The sequence below is a fragment of the Stenotrophomonas sp. AGC87 genome, assembly GCF_057333975.1.
This window is the reverse complement of the sequence record NZ_JBHFHW010000016.1, coordinates 55,766-71,888: the sequence shown is the minus strand read 5'-3', so window position 1 is coordinate 71,888 and position 16,123 is coordinate 55,766. Positions and strand designations below refer to the sequence as shown.

The following is a 16,123-nucleotide window of genomic DNA, read 5'->3' as shown; positions in this document are numbered from 1 at the left end:
GCCCTGACCTCGGTCGGGGCTGTTTGTTTGACGAACCCCTTCCCATTCGGCAAGACCGCCGCTATGATAGGCGGCTCGCAGCACAACTGTGGGGCCATAGCTCAGCTGGGAGAGCGCCTGCATGGCATGCAGGAGGTCGGCGGTTCGATCCCGCCTGGCTCCACCACTTCTCCGGACACAGGCCGTCCGATAGAAGCCAAAATTCGGTTTAACGCGTCCCCATCGTCTAGAGGCCTAGGACATCACCCTTTCACGGTGGCGACCGGGGTTCGAATCCCCGTGGGGACGCCAGCTTCAAACAAACAGCCCTGACTTCGGTCGGGGCTGTTTGTTTATGGGCCTACGCCACCACCTTCGCCATGCCTACCGAGCGCGGCGCGGTCACGGTGAAACCGAACTGCGCATACAGCCGGTGCGCCTGGCCATCGGCGATCAGGCTCACATACGCACCTTGGGCATTCGCGTGCAGCCAGGCATCGAGCTCGGCCATCACCGCCTTGCCCAGGCCATGCCCCTGGCGGTCCGGAACCACGGCGATATCCACCACCTGCAGGAAGCAGCCGCCATCGCCGATGATCCGGCCCATCGCCAGCAACCGATCGCCCTCGCGCAGGCTCACACCGAAGACCGTGTTGGGCAGGCCACGCGCCGCCGCCTCGGCCGTTTTCGCGCTCAGGCCGGCCAGCACCCGCAGCGCGCGGTATTCCTCCACGCTGGGCGCCAGGGGAATGCAATGAACATCAGCAGGCAGCGACATGAGACCGGTCCGGCAATGAATGGACGCTCAGCATGCCCGAACGTATTCGCAGCATGTGCGACCCATCGGCCTATCCTGTGCCCCTGCCCATCCTGTTCCGCCGCCATGTGCTATTCCGCCCAGATCCGCGCCGATTACACCAAACTGGTCCGAGAGTACGGCGCCATGCTGTCCCTGGACGAGTTCGCCCAGCTATATGCCCACGACGCCGGCAAGCAACGCCCGAAAACCCCCAAGGCGATGGACGATGGCTTTGCCGGCGCGCGCACCGCGCAGGGCCAGGAGATCGTGGCGCGGATACAGCAATGGCATGCCGAGGAGATGCAGGCGCTGGATGAAGAGGTGCGCCTGCAGAGCGCCCGGCTGAAGGCGGCCGAAGAACACCTGGCCGCACGTCCCACGCAGAAGGCGCGCAATGAACTGCGCGTGGCTGGCAACCGGATTGAACGTGCGCAGACGCGCTTGTCCGATCTGCAGCGTGCCGGCCTGGTGCCGCGCGACAGCCGCATTTTCCCCGGCGTCTATGCGCCGGTGATCGTGTCCGAGCAGGGCCAGCGCGTGATCAAGCCGATGCGCTACCAATGCCGGCTGCCGGACAAGCCCGCGCGCAACGACGTGCTGTATCCCGGCACCTACAACGCGCGCCGCGACAGCCTGGAGGCGTACTGGAAATCCGCGTTCGGCCACCAGCATGGCGTGGTGGTGGTGCAATCGTTCTACGAGCACGTGCCGCGGCATGCCCTGGAACAGCGCATGCTGTCGCCGGGCGAGAAAGCCGAGAACGTGGTGCTGGAATTCAGCCCGCAGCCACCGCGCGATCTGTTGATCGCCTGCCTGTGGTCGGCGTGGGAAGGGCCGGAAGGCCGCCTGTTGTCGTTTGCCGCGATCACCGACGCGCCACCGTCCGATGTGGCACGCACCGGGCACGACCGCTGCATCGTACCGATCCGGCGCGAACATCTGGATGCCTGGTTGAACCCGGACCCGCACGACCTCGCTGCGCTGTACCGGATCCTGGACGATCGCGAACCGGTAACACTGGCACACGCCGAAGCGGCGTGAGGCGCGCTCAACCGGCGACCGAATCGCCTACCCGTGCCCGCCCCAGCGCGGCATTCAACTCGGCCGTCAGGTAGGGCTTGGTCAGGATGATGCCCGCCCGGAAGGCTTCGGGGAGGTGCTCGGTCGCCATGCCGGTGGCCAGTACGAAGGGAATCTGGCGCGCGGCCAACGCCGCAGCAACCGCTTCACTGGTTTCATTGTTGGCCAGCCGGTAATCCAGCAGCACCACTTGTGGCTGGGTCTCGCCGAGCAGACGCAGCGCCTCGGATACCGACGCCGCCAGCCCCACCACCACCGCGCCGGACTGCACCAGCTGCATCTGCAGCAGGGCGGCACTCATTTCGTCGTTCTCGACCACCAGCACCCGAAGATCCTGCAGCGCGCTCATGACGACTCCCTGTATGGTTCAGCGCGATGAGTATAGCGTCCCGCGTAGGTGAAACCCTGACAGGAACTTAAGCATTCAGGTCTGCACAAACGTCGACATCTTGTATACACTACGCGGCCAGCCAGCCGAAGTGGCGGAATCGGTAGACGCAGCGGACTCAAAATCCGCCGCCCTTAAAAGCGTGTGGGTTCGAGTCCCACCTTCGGCACCATGGAAAACCAGAACGCCCCGGATCGACGGATCCGGGGCGTTTTTTTCATTCTGCTCGGCAGCGCCGCGACCGTTACCCGGCTGGCCCGATCGGAGGCAAGGTATGTGGCGGGATCGGGGGAACCGGCGGCACGGAAGGCACCACCGGTTCTTCGCGCCACAGTAGTACCAGCCGGCAGTCCCCTGCCTTTCGCCGCCACATCGCCTCGGCCTTGCGCTGGGCAGCGGCATCGTCCTGTGCGGACAGGACAACACCCATGGCACCAGTGCCCGTATACAGCGCCGAGTAGCCGCCTTCCGACGTGCTGGCCACAGTGCCGCAGTTGGGTGAGCGCTGCGCGCAATATCCCAGCGCCTGTTGCATGGCCGTGCTGATGCTGCGTTTGTTCATTGAATAGCCGTAGGCACCGGTGTCGGCGTCGTAAAACACCGCCGACGCCGCGCCCGCGGTGCAAGGCAGGGCCATCCCCATGACCAGCAGCATGTTCAACCGTCGTGCAATCCGCATTGTGATACTCCGACCTGTCCTTGGATGATCGAGTATCCCAAAGCCGCGCGCCGTGTGCATCTCGGTTTACCGCGGCGCGCGGTGAGGGTTTCCCCCACTGCAGTCAGACCAGACGCAATGCGGGCTGGCCAGTAGTAGGCTTGAGGTGCACCGAGCGATGCGTGCCCGCCCCCGCCACCCGGAACGCCGCCACCGTCTGCAGCAACTGGGTGGACTGCTCTTCCATGCTGCGGGCCGCCGCGGAGGCCTCTTCGACCAGCGCGGCATTCTGCTGGGTGCTCTCGTCGATGTGCTCGACCACCTGGTTGATCTGCTCGATGCCCTCGCTCTGTTGCTGGGCCGCCGCGCTGATGTCGGCCATGAGATCGCTCACGCGCTTCACGCTGACCACGATCTCGTCCATGGTGCGCCCCGCGCTTTCGACCTGGCGCGTGCCCGCCCCGACCTTCTCCACCGAGTCGCCGATCAGCTGCTTGATCTCCTTGGCGGCTTCGGCCGAACGCTGCGACAGCGAGCGGATTTCCGAGGCGACCACCGCAAAGCCGCGGCCATGCTCGCCGGCACGGGCCGCTTCCACTGCGGCATTGAGGGCCAGGATATTCGTCTGGAACGCGATGCCGTCAATCACGCCGATGATATCGACGATGCGCCGCGAGGAGTCGTTGATCAGCGACATGGTGGAGACCACCTCATGCACCACGTGGCCACCCTGCGCCGCCACCTCGACAGCGCCACCGGCCAGCTCATTGGCCTGGCGGGCGTTGTCCGCGGTGCGCCGCACGGTCGCGGTCAGCCCCTTCATCGAGACGGCGGTCTCCTCCAGCGAGGCCGCCTGCTGCTCGGTGCGCACGGACAGGTCGCTGTTGCCTTCGGCGATCTCGCTGGCACCCACGGCGATGGTGTCCGCCGCCAGCTTGATCTGGGTGATGATGCCGGCCATCGCTTCGACCAGCGCATTGATGCCCTCGCACAACTCGGCGATCGGGCCGGTCTTGTCCTGGGTGGCGATATGGCCGGTCAGATCGCCACCCTGCGCCGCGGCCACCACTTCACGCGTCTGCGCGACGGCCTGCTGCAGCGCCAGCGAGTCACGCACCTGTGCCGTGATGTCGGTAGCGTACTTGACCACTTTGAACGGCCGTCCGTTCATATCGTAGATCGGGTTGTACGAGGCTTGGATCCAGACCTCGCGACCGCCTTTGCCCAGCCGCTTGTACTGGCCCGCGTCATATTCGCCACGGCCGAGCTTGGCCCAGAACGCCCGGTACTCGGCGCTCTGGCGATGCTCGGGCTCGGCGAACATCGAATGGTGCTGCCCGCGCACCTCCTCCAGTGCATAGCCCATGGCAGCGAGGAAGTTCTCGTTGGCGGCCAGGATGCGGCCGTCGAGATCGAACTCGATCACCGCCTGTGATGTGTTGATCGCGGCGAGCTGGCCGGCAAAATCGGCCGCCTGGAATTTCTGCACGGTGATGTCGGTCGCGAACTTGACCACTTTGTACGGCCGTCCCTGGCTGTCGAAGACCGGGTTGTAGGACGCCTGGATCCAGATCTCGCGTCCACCCTTGCCGATCCGCCGGTACTGGCCGGCGTCGAACTCACCGCGGCCCAGGTTGGCCCAGAAGTCCCGGTACTCCTGGCTCTTCGCATACTCGGCATCGACGAACATGGCGTGGTGCCTGCCTTGGATCTCCTCCAGCGTGTAGCCCAGTGTCTGCAGGAAATTGTCGTTGGCGTGCACGATGGTGCCATCGAGGTGGAACTCGATGACGGCCTGGACTCTATGCAGCGCCTTGATCTGATCTTCGAGCTCGGCCTGCCGTTGCAGCGCGGCCGATGCCGCGGCGCCATGGGCCGCGCGACGGGAAACGAACCATGCCGCGAGCGTTCGCCACAACGACCCGGCGTCGGCGTCGCTGGCACGACCTGGCACATGTGTGTGCAAGCCTGACGTAATCATCATTAGACCTCGGTGTCCGGTTAGCGAATAGGTCAGCGCCGGGCGGTGGCCCGGTGGCGGTATTCCGTTGGCTGGGACTCACGAAGATCGTCAGTGGGGATGACGCAACTTCGATGGGCTTCAAACACCGGGCGGGCCGGCGAACATGAACCATTTAAAAAAGGTGTACGGCCAGATATCCACGTGAGCAGACAGGCAGCAACTGCGAGTCATATAACGGCGGACATTCTGAAAGCTTTAGGGCCATCCACGGGCGGGCCGGGGCATTGCCCGGCCGGCCGTCACTCGCCGCTTTCGCTCGCATCCAGGGCGTCAAGGGGGTCCACGGCACCCAGAGCGTCGGCCTCCACCTGCACGTTGTCGCGCCCCATCGCTTTGGCCCGGTAGCACTGTGCGTCGGCCGCGGCGACCGCGTCATCCACGCTCATGCCCCCGAACAATGGCGCGATGCCGATGCTGGCGCCCACGCTCAACCGGCGCTGGTCCCAGGGGATCGACAACCCCCGCATCGCCTCGAGCAGATCGCTGGCGATACGGCGGGCGCGCTTGAGCGAACAGCCGGCCAGGATCACCGCGAACTCGTCGCCCCCCAAGCGGGCCACGATGTCCGAATCACGCACGCCATGCCGCAGCACGCTGGCCACGGCCCACAGCACGGCATCGCCGGCGAGATGGCCGTGGGTATCGTTGACCGGCTTGAAATGGTCCAGGTCGATGTACATCAGCGAGGCCGACTGGCCGGTCCGGGCCACGCGCGTGATGGCCTGCTGCAGATGCGCCTCGAAGCCGCGCCGGTTGCTCAGCTCGGTCAGCGGATCGATCTCGGCCAGATGCCGGGCTTCGCGCTGGCGCGCACGCTGCTGGGTGACGTCACGGATCACCCAGACCGCGCCGCTGGTCTGGCCGTCCTCATCACGCAGCCAGGCACGGGTCAGGTCGACCGGCAGCAGGTGGGCCCCGACCGACAGCAGCAGGTCCGAATGCAGGTCGACCGCATTGCTGTCCGGGTCAAGCAGCACGGCCACATCCAAGGGGGAGCGCGGCGCGTATTCGGTCGTGAGCTCCATCACCTCCTGCAGCTGGCTGCCGGCCAGGACCTCGGCGCCCTCCCCGGCCAGCGCGCGGGTGGCCGCGGCGTTGGCGTACTGGATGCCCCCCTGCAGGTCCAGGGTCAGCACCATGTCCGCCACCGCATCCAACGTGACGCGGGTGCGCTGCTCGGATTCACGCAACTGCTGACCACTGAGGCGCTGGGCGGTCACGTCCTGGATCTGCGAGACGAAGTGCAGCGGCTCGCCATTTTCCGTGCGCACCAGCGACACCGACAGCCGCCCCCAGACCAGGTTGCCGGCCTTGCCCAGGTAGCGCTTCTCCATGTGGTAATGCTCGCGGCGCCCGGCCAGCAGGTCGCCGAGCAGGGCCAGATCGGTATGCAGGTCATCAGGATGCGTGAGCGTCTGGAAATCGATCTGCAGCAGTTCGGCACGGGTGTAGCCGAGGATGCCGCACAGCGAATCGTTGACGTCCAGCCAGCGCCCCTCCAGCGAGACCAGGGCCATGCCCAGCGCCGCAGAAGAGAACGCGCCGGCGAACTTCTCCGCCGCGACGAAGGCCTGCTCGCGCACCTGCAGCAGGGGCGTCAGGTCAACCGCCATGCCGACGTAGCCGATCCGGTTGCCGCCGGCACAGTCCAGCGGGCTGATCGACAGGCGCACCTGGCGACGCTCGCCATCCTTGCGCAGGAAGGTCCACTGATGCGACCAGGTGCCCTGCGCTGCCCGCGCGGTCAGCGCTTCGAAAATGGTCGGCATGCGCCCGTCCGCATCGAGCTGCGGCTGCAGATAGGCGCGCATCTCATCGGGATCGTGGAACAGCCCCGGGTTGACCCGGCCGATCACTTCATCGGGCCGGTAACCGAGCAGTTTCTGCGCACCGGTGTTGAACAGGTTGACCACGCCATCGACATCGGTAGCGATCACCGCCACCTCGTCAGAGGCATCCACCACCGCCTGCAGGCGTTGGCGCATGTTGGCCGCCTCCTGCCGGGCCTGCTGCAGTTCGGTGACGTCGGCGTGCGCACCGGCCATCCACAGCGGCCGGCCCTGCCCATCGCGCTCATACACACGACCGCGGTCCTGCACCCAGATCCAGTGGCCCTGCTTGTGGCGCATCCGGCACAGGCTGTCGTAATGCGGCGAGCGACCGTCCAGATGATCGTCGAGCAGCGCATTGGACTGGGCCAGATCGTCGGGATGCACCAGCTTGAAGAATGTCTCCGGCGTGATCGGTGCCAGTTCCTCGCGCGTATAACCGACGATCTCCGCCCAGCGCTCGTTGACCCGCATCTGGTTGCCCGGGATGTCCCAGTCCCAGGTGCCCGCCGCGGTGCCTTCGATGATCATTTCCAGCCGGTGGCGCTGCTCGGCCATGTCGCGCAGCGCGGCGGCCGCATCACGGGGGGCGTCCGGTTGCCGGCTCATGCGTGCGCTCCGGTCCGACACGCCACGCACGGCCCTGCGCCAGCGCGGTCATCGGCGCTGGAGCCCGCCCGGTTGCCCGGTCCTGCCTGGTCGTCTGTCATCTGGGCTCCCCGCCGTCCACCCACCCTACGGGCATTCAAGGGGAAGTGTGCGTAAACGCGCGTCAAACCAGAAGTGCCCCCACCCATGGAAACCCCAGAAAACGCCAAAAGCCGCCCGAAGGCGGCCCCTGGCAGGCACCAACCGCGGGATCAGCCGCCGCGCTTGGCCCGGGCGAAGGCGTCTGCCAGCGCATTGTTGGCCGGCGGTGCGGCGCTGCCCGGACGCGGGCCGGACGGGTTGCCACGACCGCCACCGCGCGGCCCATTGCCCGCCCCGCCGTCACGGCGGCCGCCACCGGCCGGGCGCGGATCGCGCTCACCCGGGGCCTTGGCGGGGGCCGAGGTGTCATCCAGGCGGCGGGTCAGCGCGATGCGCTTGCGTGCCACGTCGACCTCCAGCACCTTCACCTTGACGATGTCACCGGCCTTGACCACATCACGCGGGTCCTTGACGTAGGTATCGGACAGCGCCGAGATGTGGATCAGGCCATCCTGGTGCACACCGATGTCCACGAAGGCACCGAACGCGGCCACGTTGCTGACCACGCCTTCCAGGATCATGCCGACCTTGAGGTCCTTCAGTTCCTCGACCCCGTCGGCGAAGCGCGCGGCCTTGAACTCCGGGCGCGGATCGCGGCCGGGCTTCTCCAGCTCTTTCAGGATGTCGCGCACGGTCGGCACACCGAAGGTGGCGTCGGTGAACTGCTCGGCCTTGAGCCCGCGCAGGAAGCTGCCGTCGCCGATCAGCGCCTTGATCGGGCGTGCGGTGGCGGCCACGATGCGCTCCACCACGGGGTAGGCTTCCGGGTGCACGGAGGAGGCGTCCAGCGGCTGGTCGCCATCGGCGATGCGCAGGAAGCCGGCGCACTGTTCGAAGGTCTTCTCGCCCAGACGCGGCACCTTGAGCAGATCCTTGCGGCGCTTGAACGGACCGTTGTCATCGCGATGCCGCACGATGTTCTCGGCCACGGTGGATGACAGCCCGGACACGCGCGAGAGCAGCGCCGCCGAGGCGGTGTTGACGTGCACGCCGACCGCGTTGACGCAGTCTTCCACGCGCGCATCCAGCGCACGCGCCAGGCGGTACTGGTCCACGTCATGCTGGTACTGGCCCACACCGATCGCCTTGGGCTCGATCTTGACCAGCTCGGCCAGCGGATCCTGCAGACGGCGCGCGATCGATACCGCACCGCGGATCGACACGTCCAGGTTCGGGAACTCCTTGGCCGCAAATTCCGAGGCCGAGTACACAGACGCGCCGGCTTCGCTGACCACGATCTTCTGCAGCGAGGTGTCGCCCAGTGCCTTGATCACGTCACCGGCCAGCTTGTCGGTCTCGCGGCTGGCGGTCCCGTTGCCGATCGCGATCAGCTCCACGTTGTGCTGCACGCACAGCTGCTTGACCGTATGCAGCGACTGGTCCCACTGGCGGCGCGGCTCGTGCGGGTAGATGGTGTCGGTGGCGACCAGCTTGCCGGTGGCATCGACCACCGCGATCTTGCAGCCGGTGCGGATGCCCGGGTCCAGGCCGAGCACGGCTTTGGGGCCGGCCGGGGCGGACAGCAGCAGGTCCTTGAGGTTGTCGCCAAAGACGGCGATCGCCTCGGCCTCGGCCTTCTCACGCGCCTGGTTGAACAGATCCAGCAACAGGTGCATGTGCAGCTTGGCGCGCCAGGTCAGGCGGCAGGCGTCAAGCAGCCAGCGGTCGCCCGGGCGGCCGGCATCGCTGATGCCCGCGTTGTGCGCGACGCGGCCTTCGGCATACAGATTGCCGGCCTCGGCATCGCTGCCCGGGTCCAGTTCCAGGAACAGGATTTCCTCGCGGCGTGCGCGGAACAGTGCCAGCAAGCGGTGGGACGGAATCTTCGCCAGCGACTCGGCGTGTTCGAAGTAATCGCGGTACTTGGCGCCCTGCTCTTCCTTGCCTTCGGCGACACGTGCCCGGATCACGCCGTTTTCGCCCAGCCAGGTGCGCAGCTCGCCCACCAGCGCGGCATCTTCGCCCCAACGCTCCATCAGGATCGCGCGGGCACCTTCCAGGGCCGCCTTGACGTCGGCAACGCCCTTGTCGCTATCGACAAAGGTCGCGCCAAACACCTGCGGGTCCAGGCCCGGATCGGCCAGCAGGCCATCGGCGAGCGGCTCCAGGCCGGCTTCGCGCGCGATCTGGGCACGGGTGCGGCGCTTGGGCTTGTACGGCAGGTACAGATCTTCCAGGCGCGATTTGGTGTCCGCGCCGAGAATCTCGTTGCGCAGCTCGTCGCTGAGCTTGCCCTGTTCGTCGATGCTGGACAGCACCGCGGCGCGGCGGTCTTCCAGCTCACGCAGGTAGGTCAGGCGCGTTTCGAGGTTGCGCAGCTGGGTATCGTCCAGCCCGCCGGTGACTTCCTTGCGGTAGCGGGCGATGAAGGGAACGCTGGCGCCTTCGTCCAACAGGGCGATGGCGGCGAGGGCCTGGGCGGTCTGGGCACCGATCTCATCGGCGATGGTCTGGGCGATCTGCTGCGCGAGCTTGATGTCAGGCATTGCTTCCGGCCGGAGCCGCTTTTGCGGAAAGAACCCATTCTGGCGATGCGCGGCGGCGGGGGAAAGCCGTTGACAGGCCGGGCCGAACCTGTCGCCCCGTGGCGATGACCACACGAGGGGTCCTGCGTTCACGCCGGCATCCTGCGTGGGGCTGGGATGCCGGCGCGGGCGCCCGCGACAACCGGGCACCTCCGCGGGATTGCTGGCTTACCGGTAATGCACGGCCGCGCGTTGATGGACGATCTCGTCGTGCATCGACTCCAACGCCATCACCCGCACCTTGCCCACACCCTGAAGTTCCATGAACCGCTCGGTGTAGATCTCCGGACCCAGCTCGGTATCGGCCTGGGACTTGCTGAAACCATGGGGCACCAGGCCCTTGTCGCCATCCTTGCTACCACCGACATAAAGAACGATTGCCATGTGATGTATTCCTCCAGAAAAACGTTTGCTCATACAGCGCTGCAAGCTTACCCCGGTAAACCTGACTGGTTCGTCATGCAGGCTAATAACGTTTTTTTGCATGCAGATGACGTCGCGTTGCCGACGTTTTTCTTACATGGATTTAACACGGAGATAACGTCACTGTTCACTACGCCGTGATGGCCACCAGCCCCGCCCCCGCAGCGCATAAAGATCGGCCGCGCGCTCGAACGGATTGCGTGCACTGACCCCACCGCACAGCAGGTACACCGGCAGGTACAACGGCCCCAGCACCAGATACTGGTAGACGTGCGCACGTTCGTGGTCGTGCAACCCGATCACCGGCTCGGTGGCGTGGCCGGCCTGATGCGCATACGTCCGGCACGGCACGTCCAGCACCGGCCCCGTGTGCAGGATGACGTTGCCCAGCGTGATCGCACCGCCCGGGCCCCACGGGAATTCGCGGAACACGATGGCGCAATCGCGCCCGTTCCACGACGGGCACGCACCGGCCAGCATCCCGGCGGTGCCGGCGGCCAGGCCGATCAGGGTGTTGGGCGATGTCCACAGCGCCCCAAGCACCTGCAGCGCGCGCAGCAGCACCGGTGACGGGCTCAATCGGCCTCGTTGGGGATCAACAGCCACAGGATCAGATAGATCAGAATGCCCGGGAAGGCCGCCGAGCCGATCGAGATCAGCACGAACAGCACCCGTACCAGGGTGACGTTCCAGCCGTAGCGATGCGCGATACCGCCCATCACCCCGGCGATCATGCGGTCGTTGAGCGAACGGGACAGCGGGCGCGGCGGTGTGTTCATGCACGGGGTCTCGGTCCGGAATGCGCCGACTCTAGCGCGAACCGTGTCTACGGGGTGCGTTGGCGCAGGGCCTTGAGCCGGGTGGCGAACCAGACGGCGGCGGCCTGCTCCGGCTGGCCCGGGCAGGCGATCCGGTAGGGCTTGCCGCTCATGCTGCTCTGGCTGGCGGCACGTTCGATGAACTGCTCGGCCGTGTCGACCTTGTCCTTCTTGAGCAGGTAGTCGTACTTGCGCTGCAGATGGGCGCGCGCCTCGGGCGCATCGTGCCAGCTGCCATTGCGCTGGAACCGGCAACTGGAGCCATCCAGCGCGCCGATCAGGCCGGCGATTTCGCGGCGGGCGGCTTCGCTGGGTGCGGCGTGGGCGGTACCGATGCCCAACAGACCCACAGCCAACCAGAGAAGGCGACGAGGCTTCATTGCGAACGCTCGTTCAACCAACTGGTGATGGTCACGGGAACCTCGCGCTGGGCCCGCCCGGAGACATAGATACCGATATGCCCGCCGCGGAAACTGCTCTCGGTGTAATCCGTGCTGCCGATCCGGCCGCGCAGCGCACGTGACGCATCCGGCGGAACCAGATGGTCCTGCTCGGCATAGATGTTCAGTACCGGCAGCGTGACCTGCCGGAGATCAACGGTGTCCTCACCGATACGTACGCCGTCATGCATCAGACCATTGCCCTGGTAGAACTGCTTGATGAAGTCACGGAACGCTTCGCCGGCGAGATCGGGCGAGTCGAAAATCCACTTCTCCATGCGCAGGAAATCTTCCAGCGCGTCCTTGTCGTCCAGGATGTCGAGCAACCCTACGTACTTCTGCACGTTGAGGCGGAATGGCTTGAGCATCAGGTAGCTGGCATTCATCAGATCGGCTGGGATGTTGCCCAGCGTGTCCACCAGCAGGTCCACGTCCACCTGGCGCGCCCAGTGCGAGAGCATGTTGTCCGGCGTGTGGAAATCGACCGGGGTGACCATCGTGATCAGGTTGGCCAGCTTGGCCTGGCGCAGCGCGGCATAGCACAGCGCGAACACGCCGCCCTGACAGATGCCGAGCATGTTGATCGGCTCGCCACCGTTGCGCGCCTGCAGGTGATCCACCGCGCCATCCACGAAGCGCAGCAGGTAATCCTCCAGCGTCTGATAGCGCTCGGAGCGGTCCGGGTAGCCCCAGTCCAGCACGTAGACATCGTGACCTAGTGCCAGCAGTTTCTGCACCAGCGAGCGGTCGGTCTGCAGATCGACCATGTACGGCCGGTTGACCAGCGCGTAAACGATCAGCAGCGGCGTGGCATGCACCGGCGGCTCGGTGCCGACAAAGCGATACAGCGTGACCTTACCGTCGCGCCACACTTCCTCGCGGGTGGTCACGCCGTAATCGACGTCGTCCACCGCGGGCAGCAGCTTCAGGCCATCCATCAGCTTGCGCTGCATGGCCAGGGTTTCCTGCAGGAGGTCTTCGGCGTTGAAGCCCAGGGGGCCCTTCATACGCTGCGCTTCCTTGGCTTGGTGGCCTTGGTGGGTTTGGCGGTGGCCTTGGTGGCCTTGGCCGGCTTGGACGCGCCGGGTGTGCGCTTGCTCGCGGCGGCTGGTTTCACTGTGGGCTTGCGCACCTTGGCCGTACTGGCAGGTGCCGCACCCGCGCCGGCGGCCATGCGCCGCACCAGCCGCTCAAGCTCGGCGATCTTGCGATGTGCTGCATCCATTTCGGTGCGTGTCGGCAGCCCGAAGCTCTCGGACAACCGTTCGATCTCCTGCTGGGCGGCCGCGCGCAGCCGCATCTGGGCGTTGCCCAGCGAGGCGTACACCGCTTGGAACGGCTCGGACAGCGCGACCTTCGCATACGCCTCCTCGGCCGCATCGATCCACAGATCGAACATCGCCCGCGCGCTGGTCAGCTGGTTGCCCGGCTGTTCGTGCTCGGCCAGGCGCTGCTCGAACAGGGTGAACGCATCCTCCAGCGCCTGCTTGATCTGATCCACGTAATCGCGCGAGTGCGCCTGGTAGTCCTGCTGGGCCCGCAACAGCGCCTGCCAGCGGGCCTGGTGCTCACGGCCGGGACCAAATGCCGGGCTTTGCAGCCACGGACCGAGCTGGCGCTGCAGGGTTTCCAACAGCTGCAGCAGATCCGGCCCCTCGGCCTGGGTATGTCCGCGGGCGCCCTGTAGCATCCACTGCAGCAGCCCGTCGCCCTGCCCCAGCACCGCCGTGCGCCACGCCTGCGCGACTTCGGCGCTGGAGGTATCGCGGCCAGCAAACTGCGCGGCCACCTGCTGCATGTTGCCGTACCAGCCACCGGCCTGTTCACGGAAGCGGTGCACGGCCTCGTCGGCCGGGCTGCTGGCTGCGTTGGGCATCATCTGTGCCCACCAGTCGATCGCCTGCTGCCAGTTGCCTTGCGCCTCGGGGCCGGCGGTGTGGCCAGGCGGTGCCGCAGCGTGCCGCAGGGCATCGCCCCAAGCACTGAAATACTGCCGCGCCAGGGCTTCTACATCGCCTGCGCCGCTGCCGCTGCCCGCCGTGGTCATGACCGTCCTCCCGTCTCGGGAAACGATGATAGCAATGCCGCGCTGCGGTGCCTCACGGCTTGGGGATGCGCAGGGTCTTGCTGATCATCAGCGAGCCGGACAGCGCGAACAGCAGCACCAGCGGGTGCAGCTGCCACGGGCCCAACTGCCACTGGCCCAGCCACAGGTCCGCGCCGGTGGCCCCGACGCTCGCCGCCACGGCCAGCACCACCACCAGCGCCAGGCTGGTCGGGATCGGGGTGCCTTCGAAGTACGGCACCTTGTCGCCCTCGCCAGCCAGTGCTTCGGCGGTCACGTTGTAGCGGGCCAAGCGGCTGACGCCGCAGCAGACGAAGTAGCTCAGCACCAGCCAGTCCCAGCCGCCCTGCATGCCGCAGGCGTAGGCCAGTGCGGCCGGGGCGACACCGAAGGAAATGATGTCCGACAGCGAATCCAGCTCACGGCCCAGCGTGGAGCTGGACTTGCGCCAGCGCGCGATGCGCCCGTCCAGCGCATCAAAAATGAAGGCCAAGGGGATCAGGGCCATGCCGAACAGCAGATAGCTGCGTTCGCCATCCTGCAGATAGCGCATGGCGGCAAAGACCGCCCCGGTGCCACAGAACGCGTTGGCCAGGGTGAACCAGTCGGCCAGGTGGAACTCGCGCAACATCGAGAAGTGACGTTTCATGAAGGATCAGGTGGCGGCAATGGCAAGAGAGTACCGCGAGCGGCCCGCGCCGGGACAGCGTTCCCTACGCCACCGTACTCCAGCCTTGCCGCGCCGTTCACGCCAGCACGACCTGCGGTGAATTTTTGGCCACCCATCTTGACAGCGAGTACCGGCGGGGGCCGACGCGGCTTATCCACAAACTTGCCCACGAGTCATCCACACCCCCTGTGGACAACTCGATCTCAATAGACGCGACGATGGTGATTTCTTGATCACCGATCCTCATTGCTGCGGGGCGATCCCTTTTCACACGCGCGCCCATCGGTGCCATCAGTGGGCTAAGCTGGTGAATGGACTCCGCCGCCGCCAGGTCCTGCCGCCCACCGACAGGAGTCTTGCGCGTGCTTTCCCCCGACCATCTGGCCGCACAGCTGCGCCACCCGCACGGTGAGCACGCGCTCGTCGTGGCCGAATCGATGAACCGCAGCAACGGCGACCTCAACCGGGCCGCCATCGCCCTGCTGTCAGTCACCCCCGGCGAACAGGTCCTGGAGATCGGCCCGGGCAATGCAGCCTTCGCACCCGATCTGTTGCGTACACCGCACAGCCGCTATGTGGGCGTCGATGTTTCAGCGGCGATGGTCGAGGCGGGCACTGCGGTGCTGGCCATGCATGGACTTCAGGATCGTGCCGAGGTCCACCTGGGCGATGCCCACGCCCTGCCCCTGGATTCGGCCTGCATCGATGCGGCGCTGGCAGTGAACACGCTGTACTTCTGGGACGAACTGAAATTTCCGTTCGCCGAGTTGGCGCGCGTGCTGCGCCCCGGCGGTCGGCTCTGCCTGGCGTTCGGCGATGCCGCTTTCATGCGCACGCTGCCGTTCACTGCGCATGGGTTCCACCTGCACGAGCTGGCCGAGGTCGAGCAGGCCCTGCGCAGCGCTGGGTTGACCGTACAAGGCTGGCGCGCCCATCACGAAACCGGGCGCAGCAACGATGGGCGCGAGGTGACCAAGCACTTCCACCTGTTGCTGGCCCGCCGGTAATACCGGCCGCTGGCCGACAGCCCCGCGCGCGCCAAGGCCCGCTTACAGCCGGGTGTAACTCCAGGATTGCATGGCGCCATCGCGGTACGGCATCACGCCATGGAAGGCGCGCGGCTCATCGTCGAAGACCAGCGGCAGGAAGCTGCGGTCGCCTTCCCACAGCGGCAGGCCGTCGATCTTGTCCACGTCCACCCACTCCAGCGTGCCCTCCGGGTTGGAGGTCAGCGGCGTGCCGGTGAAGTCATCGATGACAAACACGAAGCCGAACCAGTCCTCGCCGTTCTTGCCGAAGCCCGGCCAGCTGATCGTGCCGCGCAGGCGCATGGTGCCGCACTCGATGCCGGCCTCTTCGCGGATCTCGCGGCGCATGCAGGCGGCGGCGTCTTCATCGCGCTCCATCTTGCCGCCCAAGCCGTTGTACTTGCCCAGGTGCAGGTCACCGGGCCGGGCGTTGCGGTGGATCATCAGCACTTGCTTGCCGTCGGCGGACAGCACGTAGCCCAGGGTGGCCACGATGGGGGTATAGGGCATTTCGCACAGGCTCGGGAACACAGACCCTCGATTATGCGCGATCCGCCCAGGCGCCGGCTCAGGGCACCAGGCTGGTGCGGCGCGCGTCGGCCGGTGCCGCCACCGCGCCATCGCGGCGCAGGGTGGGGACGCCGTGGC

16 protein-coding genes, 3 tRNA genes and 1 pseudogene are annotated in these 16,123 nt (G+C 66.5%); 5 read left to right on the top strand and 15 right to left on the bottom strand.

Features of this window, described 5'->3' with window-relative positions; all coding sequences use genetic code 11:
* Positions 1-90: 90 nt before the first annotated feature.
* Both ACE026_RS07400 and ACE026_RS07395 read left to right on the top strand, forming a co-directional pair.
* Positions 91-166: transfer RNA gene (locus tag ACE026_RS07400), tRNA-Ala, on the top strand.
* 49 nt (positions 167-215) lie between these two features.
* Positions 216-291: transfer RNA gene (locus ACE026_RS07395), tRNA-Glu, on the top strand.
* 49 nt (positions 292-340) lie between these two features.
* Here the strand turns inward: ACE026_RS07395 and ACE026_RS07390 are convergent.
* Positions 341-757 carry a GNAT family N-acetyltransferase gene (locus tag ACE026_RS07390; RefSeq protein ID WP_486038558.1) on the bottom strand — a complete coding sequence of 139 codons (417 nt, stop codon included), beginning with the start codon at positions 755-757 and terminating at the stop codon, positions 341-343.
* A 105-nt stretch (positions 758-862) separates the two neighbouring features.
* On the opposite strand from ACE026_RS07390, the gene ACE026_RS07385 reads away from it, so the two are divergent.
* Entirely contained in the window at positions 863-1,819 is a 957-nt protein-coding gene (locus ACE026_RS07385; protein ID WP_486038557.1) for an SOS response-associated peptidase family protein, read from the top strand.
* 7 nt (positions 1,820-1,826) lie between these two features.
* On the opposite strand, the gene ACE026_RS07380 is transcribed toward ACE026_RS07385, so the two are convergent.
* Positions 1,827-2,207, bottom strand: coding sequence for a response regulator (locus ACE026_RS07380; RefSeq protein WP_486038556.1), 381 nt, complete (start codon positions 2,205-2,207; stop codon positions 1,827-1,829).
* Positions 2,208-2,331: 124 nt separating this feature from the next.
* On the opposite strand from ACE026_RS07380, the gene ACE026_RS07375 reads away from it, so the two are divergent.
* Positions 2,332-2,418: transfer RNA gene (locus ACE026_RS07375), tRNA-Leu, on the top strand.
* 72 nt (positions 2,419-2,490) lie between these two features.
* Here the strand turns inward: ACE026_RS07375 and ACE026_RS07370 are convergent.
* The 11 genes from ACE026_RS07370 to ACE026_RS07320 all read right to left on the bottom strand — a co-directional run bounded on the left by ACE026_RS07370 (position 2,491) and on the right by ACE026_RS07320 (position 14,426).
* Positions 2,491-2,901: a DUF4189 domain-containing protein gene (locus ACE026_RS07370; RefSeq protein WP_486038559.1), complete on the bottom strand. Its 411-nt coding sequence runs from the start codon at positions 2,899-2,901 to the stop codon at positions 2,491-2,493.
* Between the two features lie 127 nt (positions 2,902-3,028).
* Positions 3,029-4,885, bottom strand: a complete 1,857-nt coding sequence (locus tag ACE026_RS07365; RefSeq protein WP_486038555.1) for a methyl-accepting chemotaxis protein — start codon at positions 4,883-4,885, stop codon at positions 3,029-3,031.
* A 281-nt stretch (positions 4,886-5,166) separates the two neighbouring features.
* Entirely contained in the window at positions 5,167-7,365 is a 2,199-nt protein-coding gene (locus ACE026_RS07360; RefSeq protein ID WP_486038554.1) for a PAS domain S-box protein, read from the bottom strand.
* Positions 7,366-7,616: 251 nt separating this feature from the next.
* Positions 7,617-9,992: a Tex family protein gene (locus tag ACE026_RS07355; protein ID WP_486038553.1), complete on the bottom strand. Its 2,376-nt coding sequence runs from the start codon at positions 9,990-9,992 to the stop codon at positions 7,617-7,619.
* Between the two features lie 207 nt (positions 9,993-10,199).
* Positions 10,200-10,415: a hypothetical protein gene (locus tag ACE026_RS07350; protein WP_259259734.1), complete on the bottom strand. Its 216-nt coding sequence runs from the start codon at positions 10,413-10,415 to the stop codon at positions 10,200-10,202.
* Between the two features lie 159 nt (positions 10,416-10,574).
* Entirely contained in the window at positions 10,575-11,033 is a 459-nt protein-coding gene (locus tag ACE026_RS07345) for a hypothetical protein (protein WP_486038552.1), read from the bottom strand.
* Positions 11,030-11,233 carry a PspC domain-containing protein gene (locus ACE026_RS07340; RefSeq protein WP_121037325.1) on the bottom strand — a complete coding sequence of 68 codons (204 nt, stop codon included), beginning with the start codon at positions 11,231-11,233 and terminating at the stop codon, positions 11,030-11,032. The genes ACE026_RS07345 and ACE026_RS07340 overlap by 4 nt, the downstream gene beginning before the upstream one ends.
* A gap of 47 nt (positions 11,234-11,280) precedes the next feature.
* Positions 11,281-11,652, bottom strand: a complete 372-nt coding sequence (locus ACE026_RS07335; protein WP_486038551.1) for a YfeK family protein — start codon at positions 11,650-11,652, stop codon at positions 11,281-11,283.
* Positions 11,649-12,719 (bottom strand): class III poly(R)-hydroxyalkanoic acid synthase subunit PhaC, encoded by a 1,071-nt coding sequence (locus tag ACE026_RS07330; protein WP_486038550.1) that lies wholly within the window; start codon positions 12,717-12,719, stop codon positions 11,649-11,651. The genes ACE026_RS07335 and ACE026_RS07330 overlap by 4 nt, the downstream gene beginning before the upstream one ends.
* Entirely contained in the window at positions 12,716-13,759 is a 1,044-nt protein-coding gene (phaE, locus tag ACE026_RS07325; RefSeq protein ID WP_486038549.1) for a class III poly(R)-hydroxyalkanoic acid synthase subunit PhaE, read from the bottom strand. The genes ACE026_RS07330 and phaE overlap by 4 nt, the downstream gene beginning before the upstream one ends.
* 52 nt (positions 13,760-13,811) lie before the next feature.
* Positions 13,812-14,426, bottom strand: a complete 615-nt coding sequence (locus ACE026_RS07320) for a CDP-alcohol phosphatidyltransferase family protein (protein WP_070474651.1) — start codon at positions 14,424-14,426, stop codon at positions 13,812-13,814.
* Positions 14,427-14,803: 377 nt separating this feature from the next.
* On the opposite strand from ACE026_RS07320, the gene ACE026_RS07315 reads away from it, so the two are divergent.
* Positions 14,804-15,454 (top strand): class I SAM-dependent methyltransferase, encoded by a 651-nt coding sequence (locus ACE026_RS07315; RefSeq protein ID WP_259462094.1) that lies wholly within the window; start codon positions 14,804-14,806, stop codon positions 15,452-15,454.
* A 42-nt stretch (positions 15,455-15,496) separates the two neighbouring features.
* Here ACE026_RS07315 and ACE026_RS07310 read toward each other — a convergent pair whose 3' ends face one another.
* Positions 15,497-15,985: an NUDIX hydrolase gene (locus tag ACE026_RS07310; RefSeq protein WP_313211144.1), complete on the bottom strand. Its 489-nt coding sequence runs from the start codon at positions 15,983-15,985 to the stop codon at positions 15,497-15,499.
* A gap of 58 nt (positions 15,986-16,043) precedes the next feature.
* A pseudogene (locus ACE026_RS07305) lies at positions 16,044-16,123 on the bottom strand (DUF1249 domain-containing protein); the annotation flags it as partial.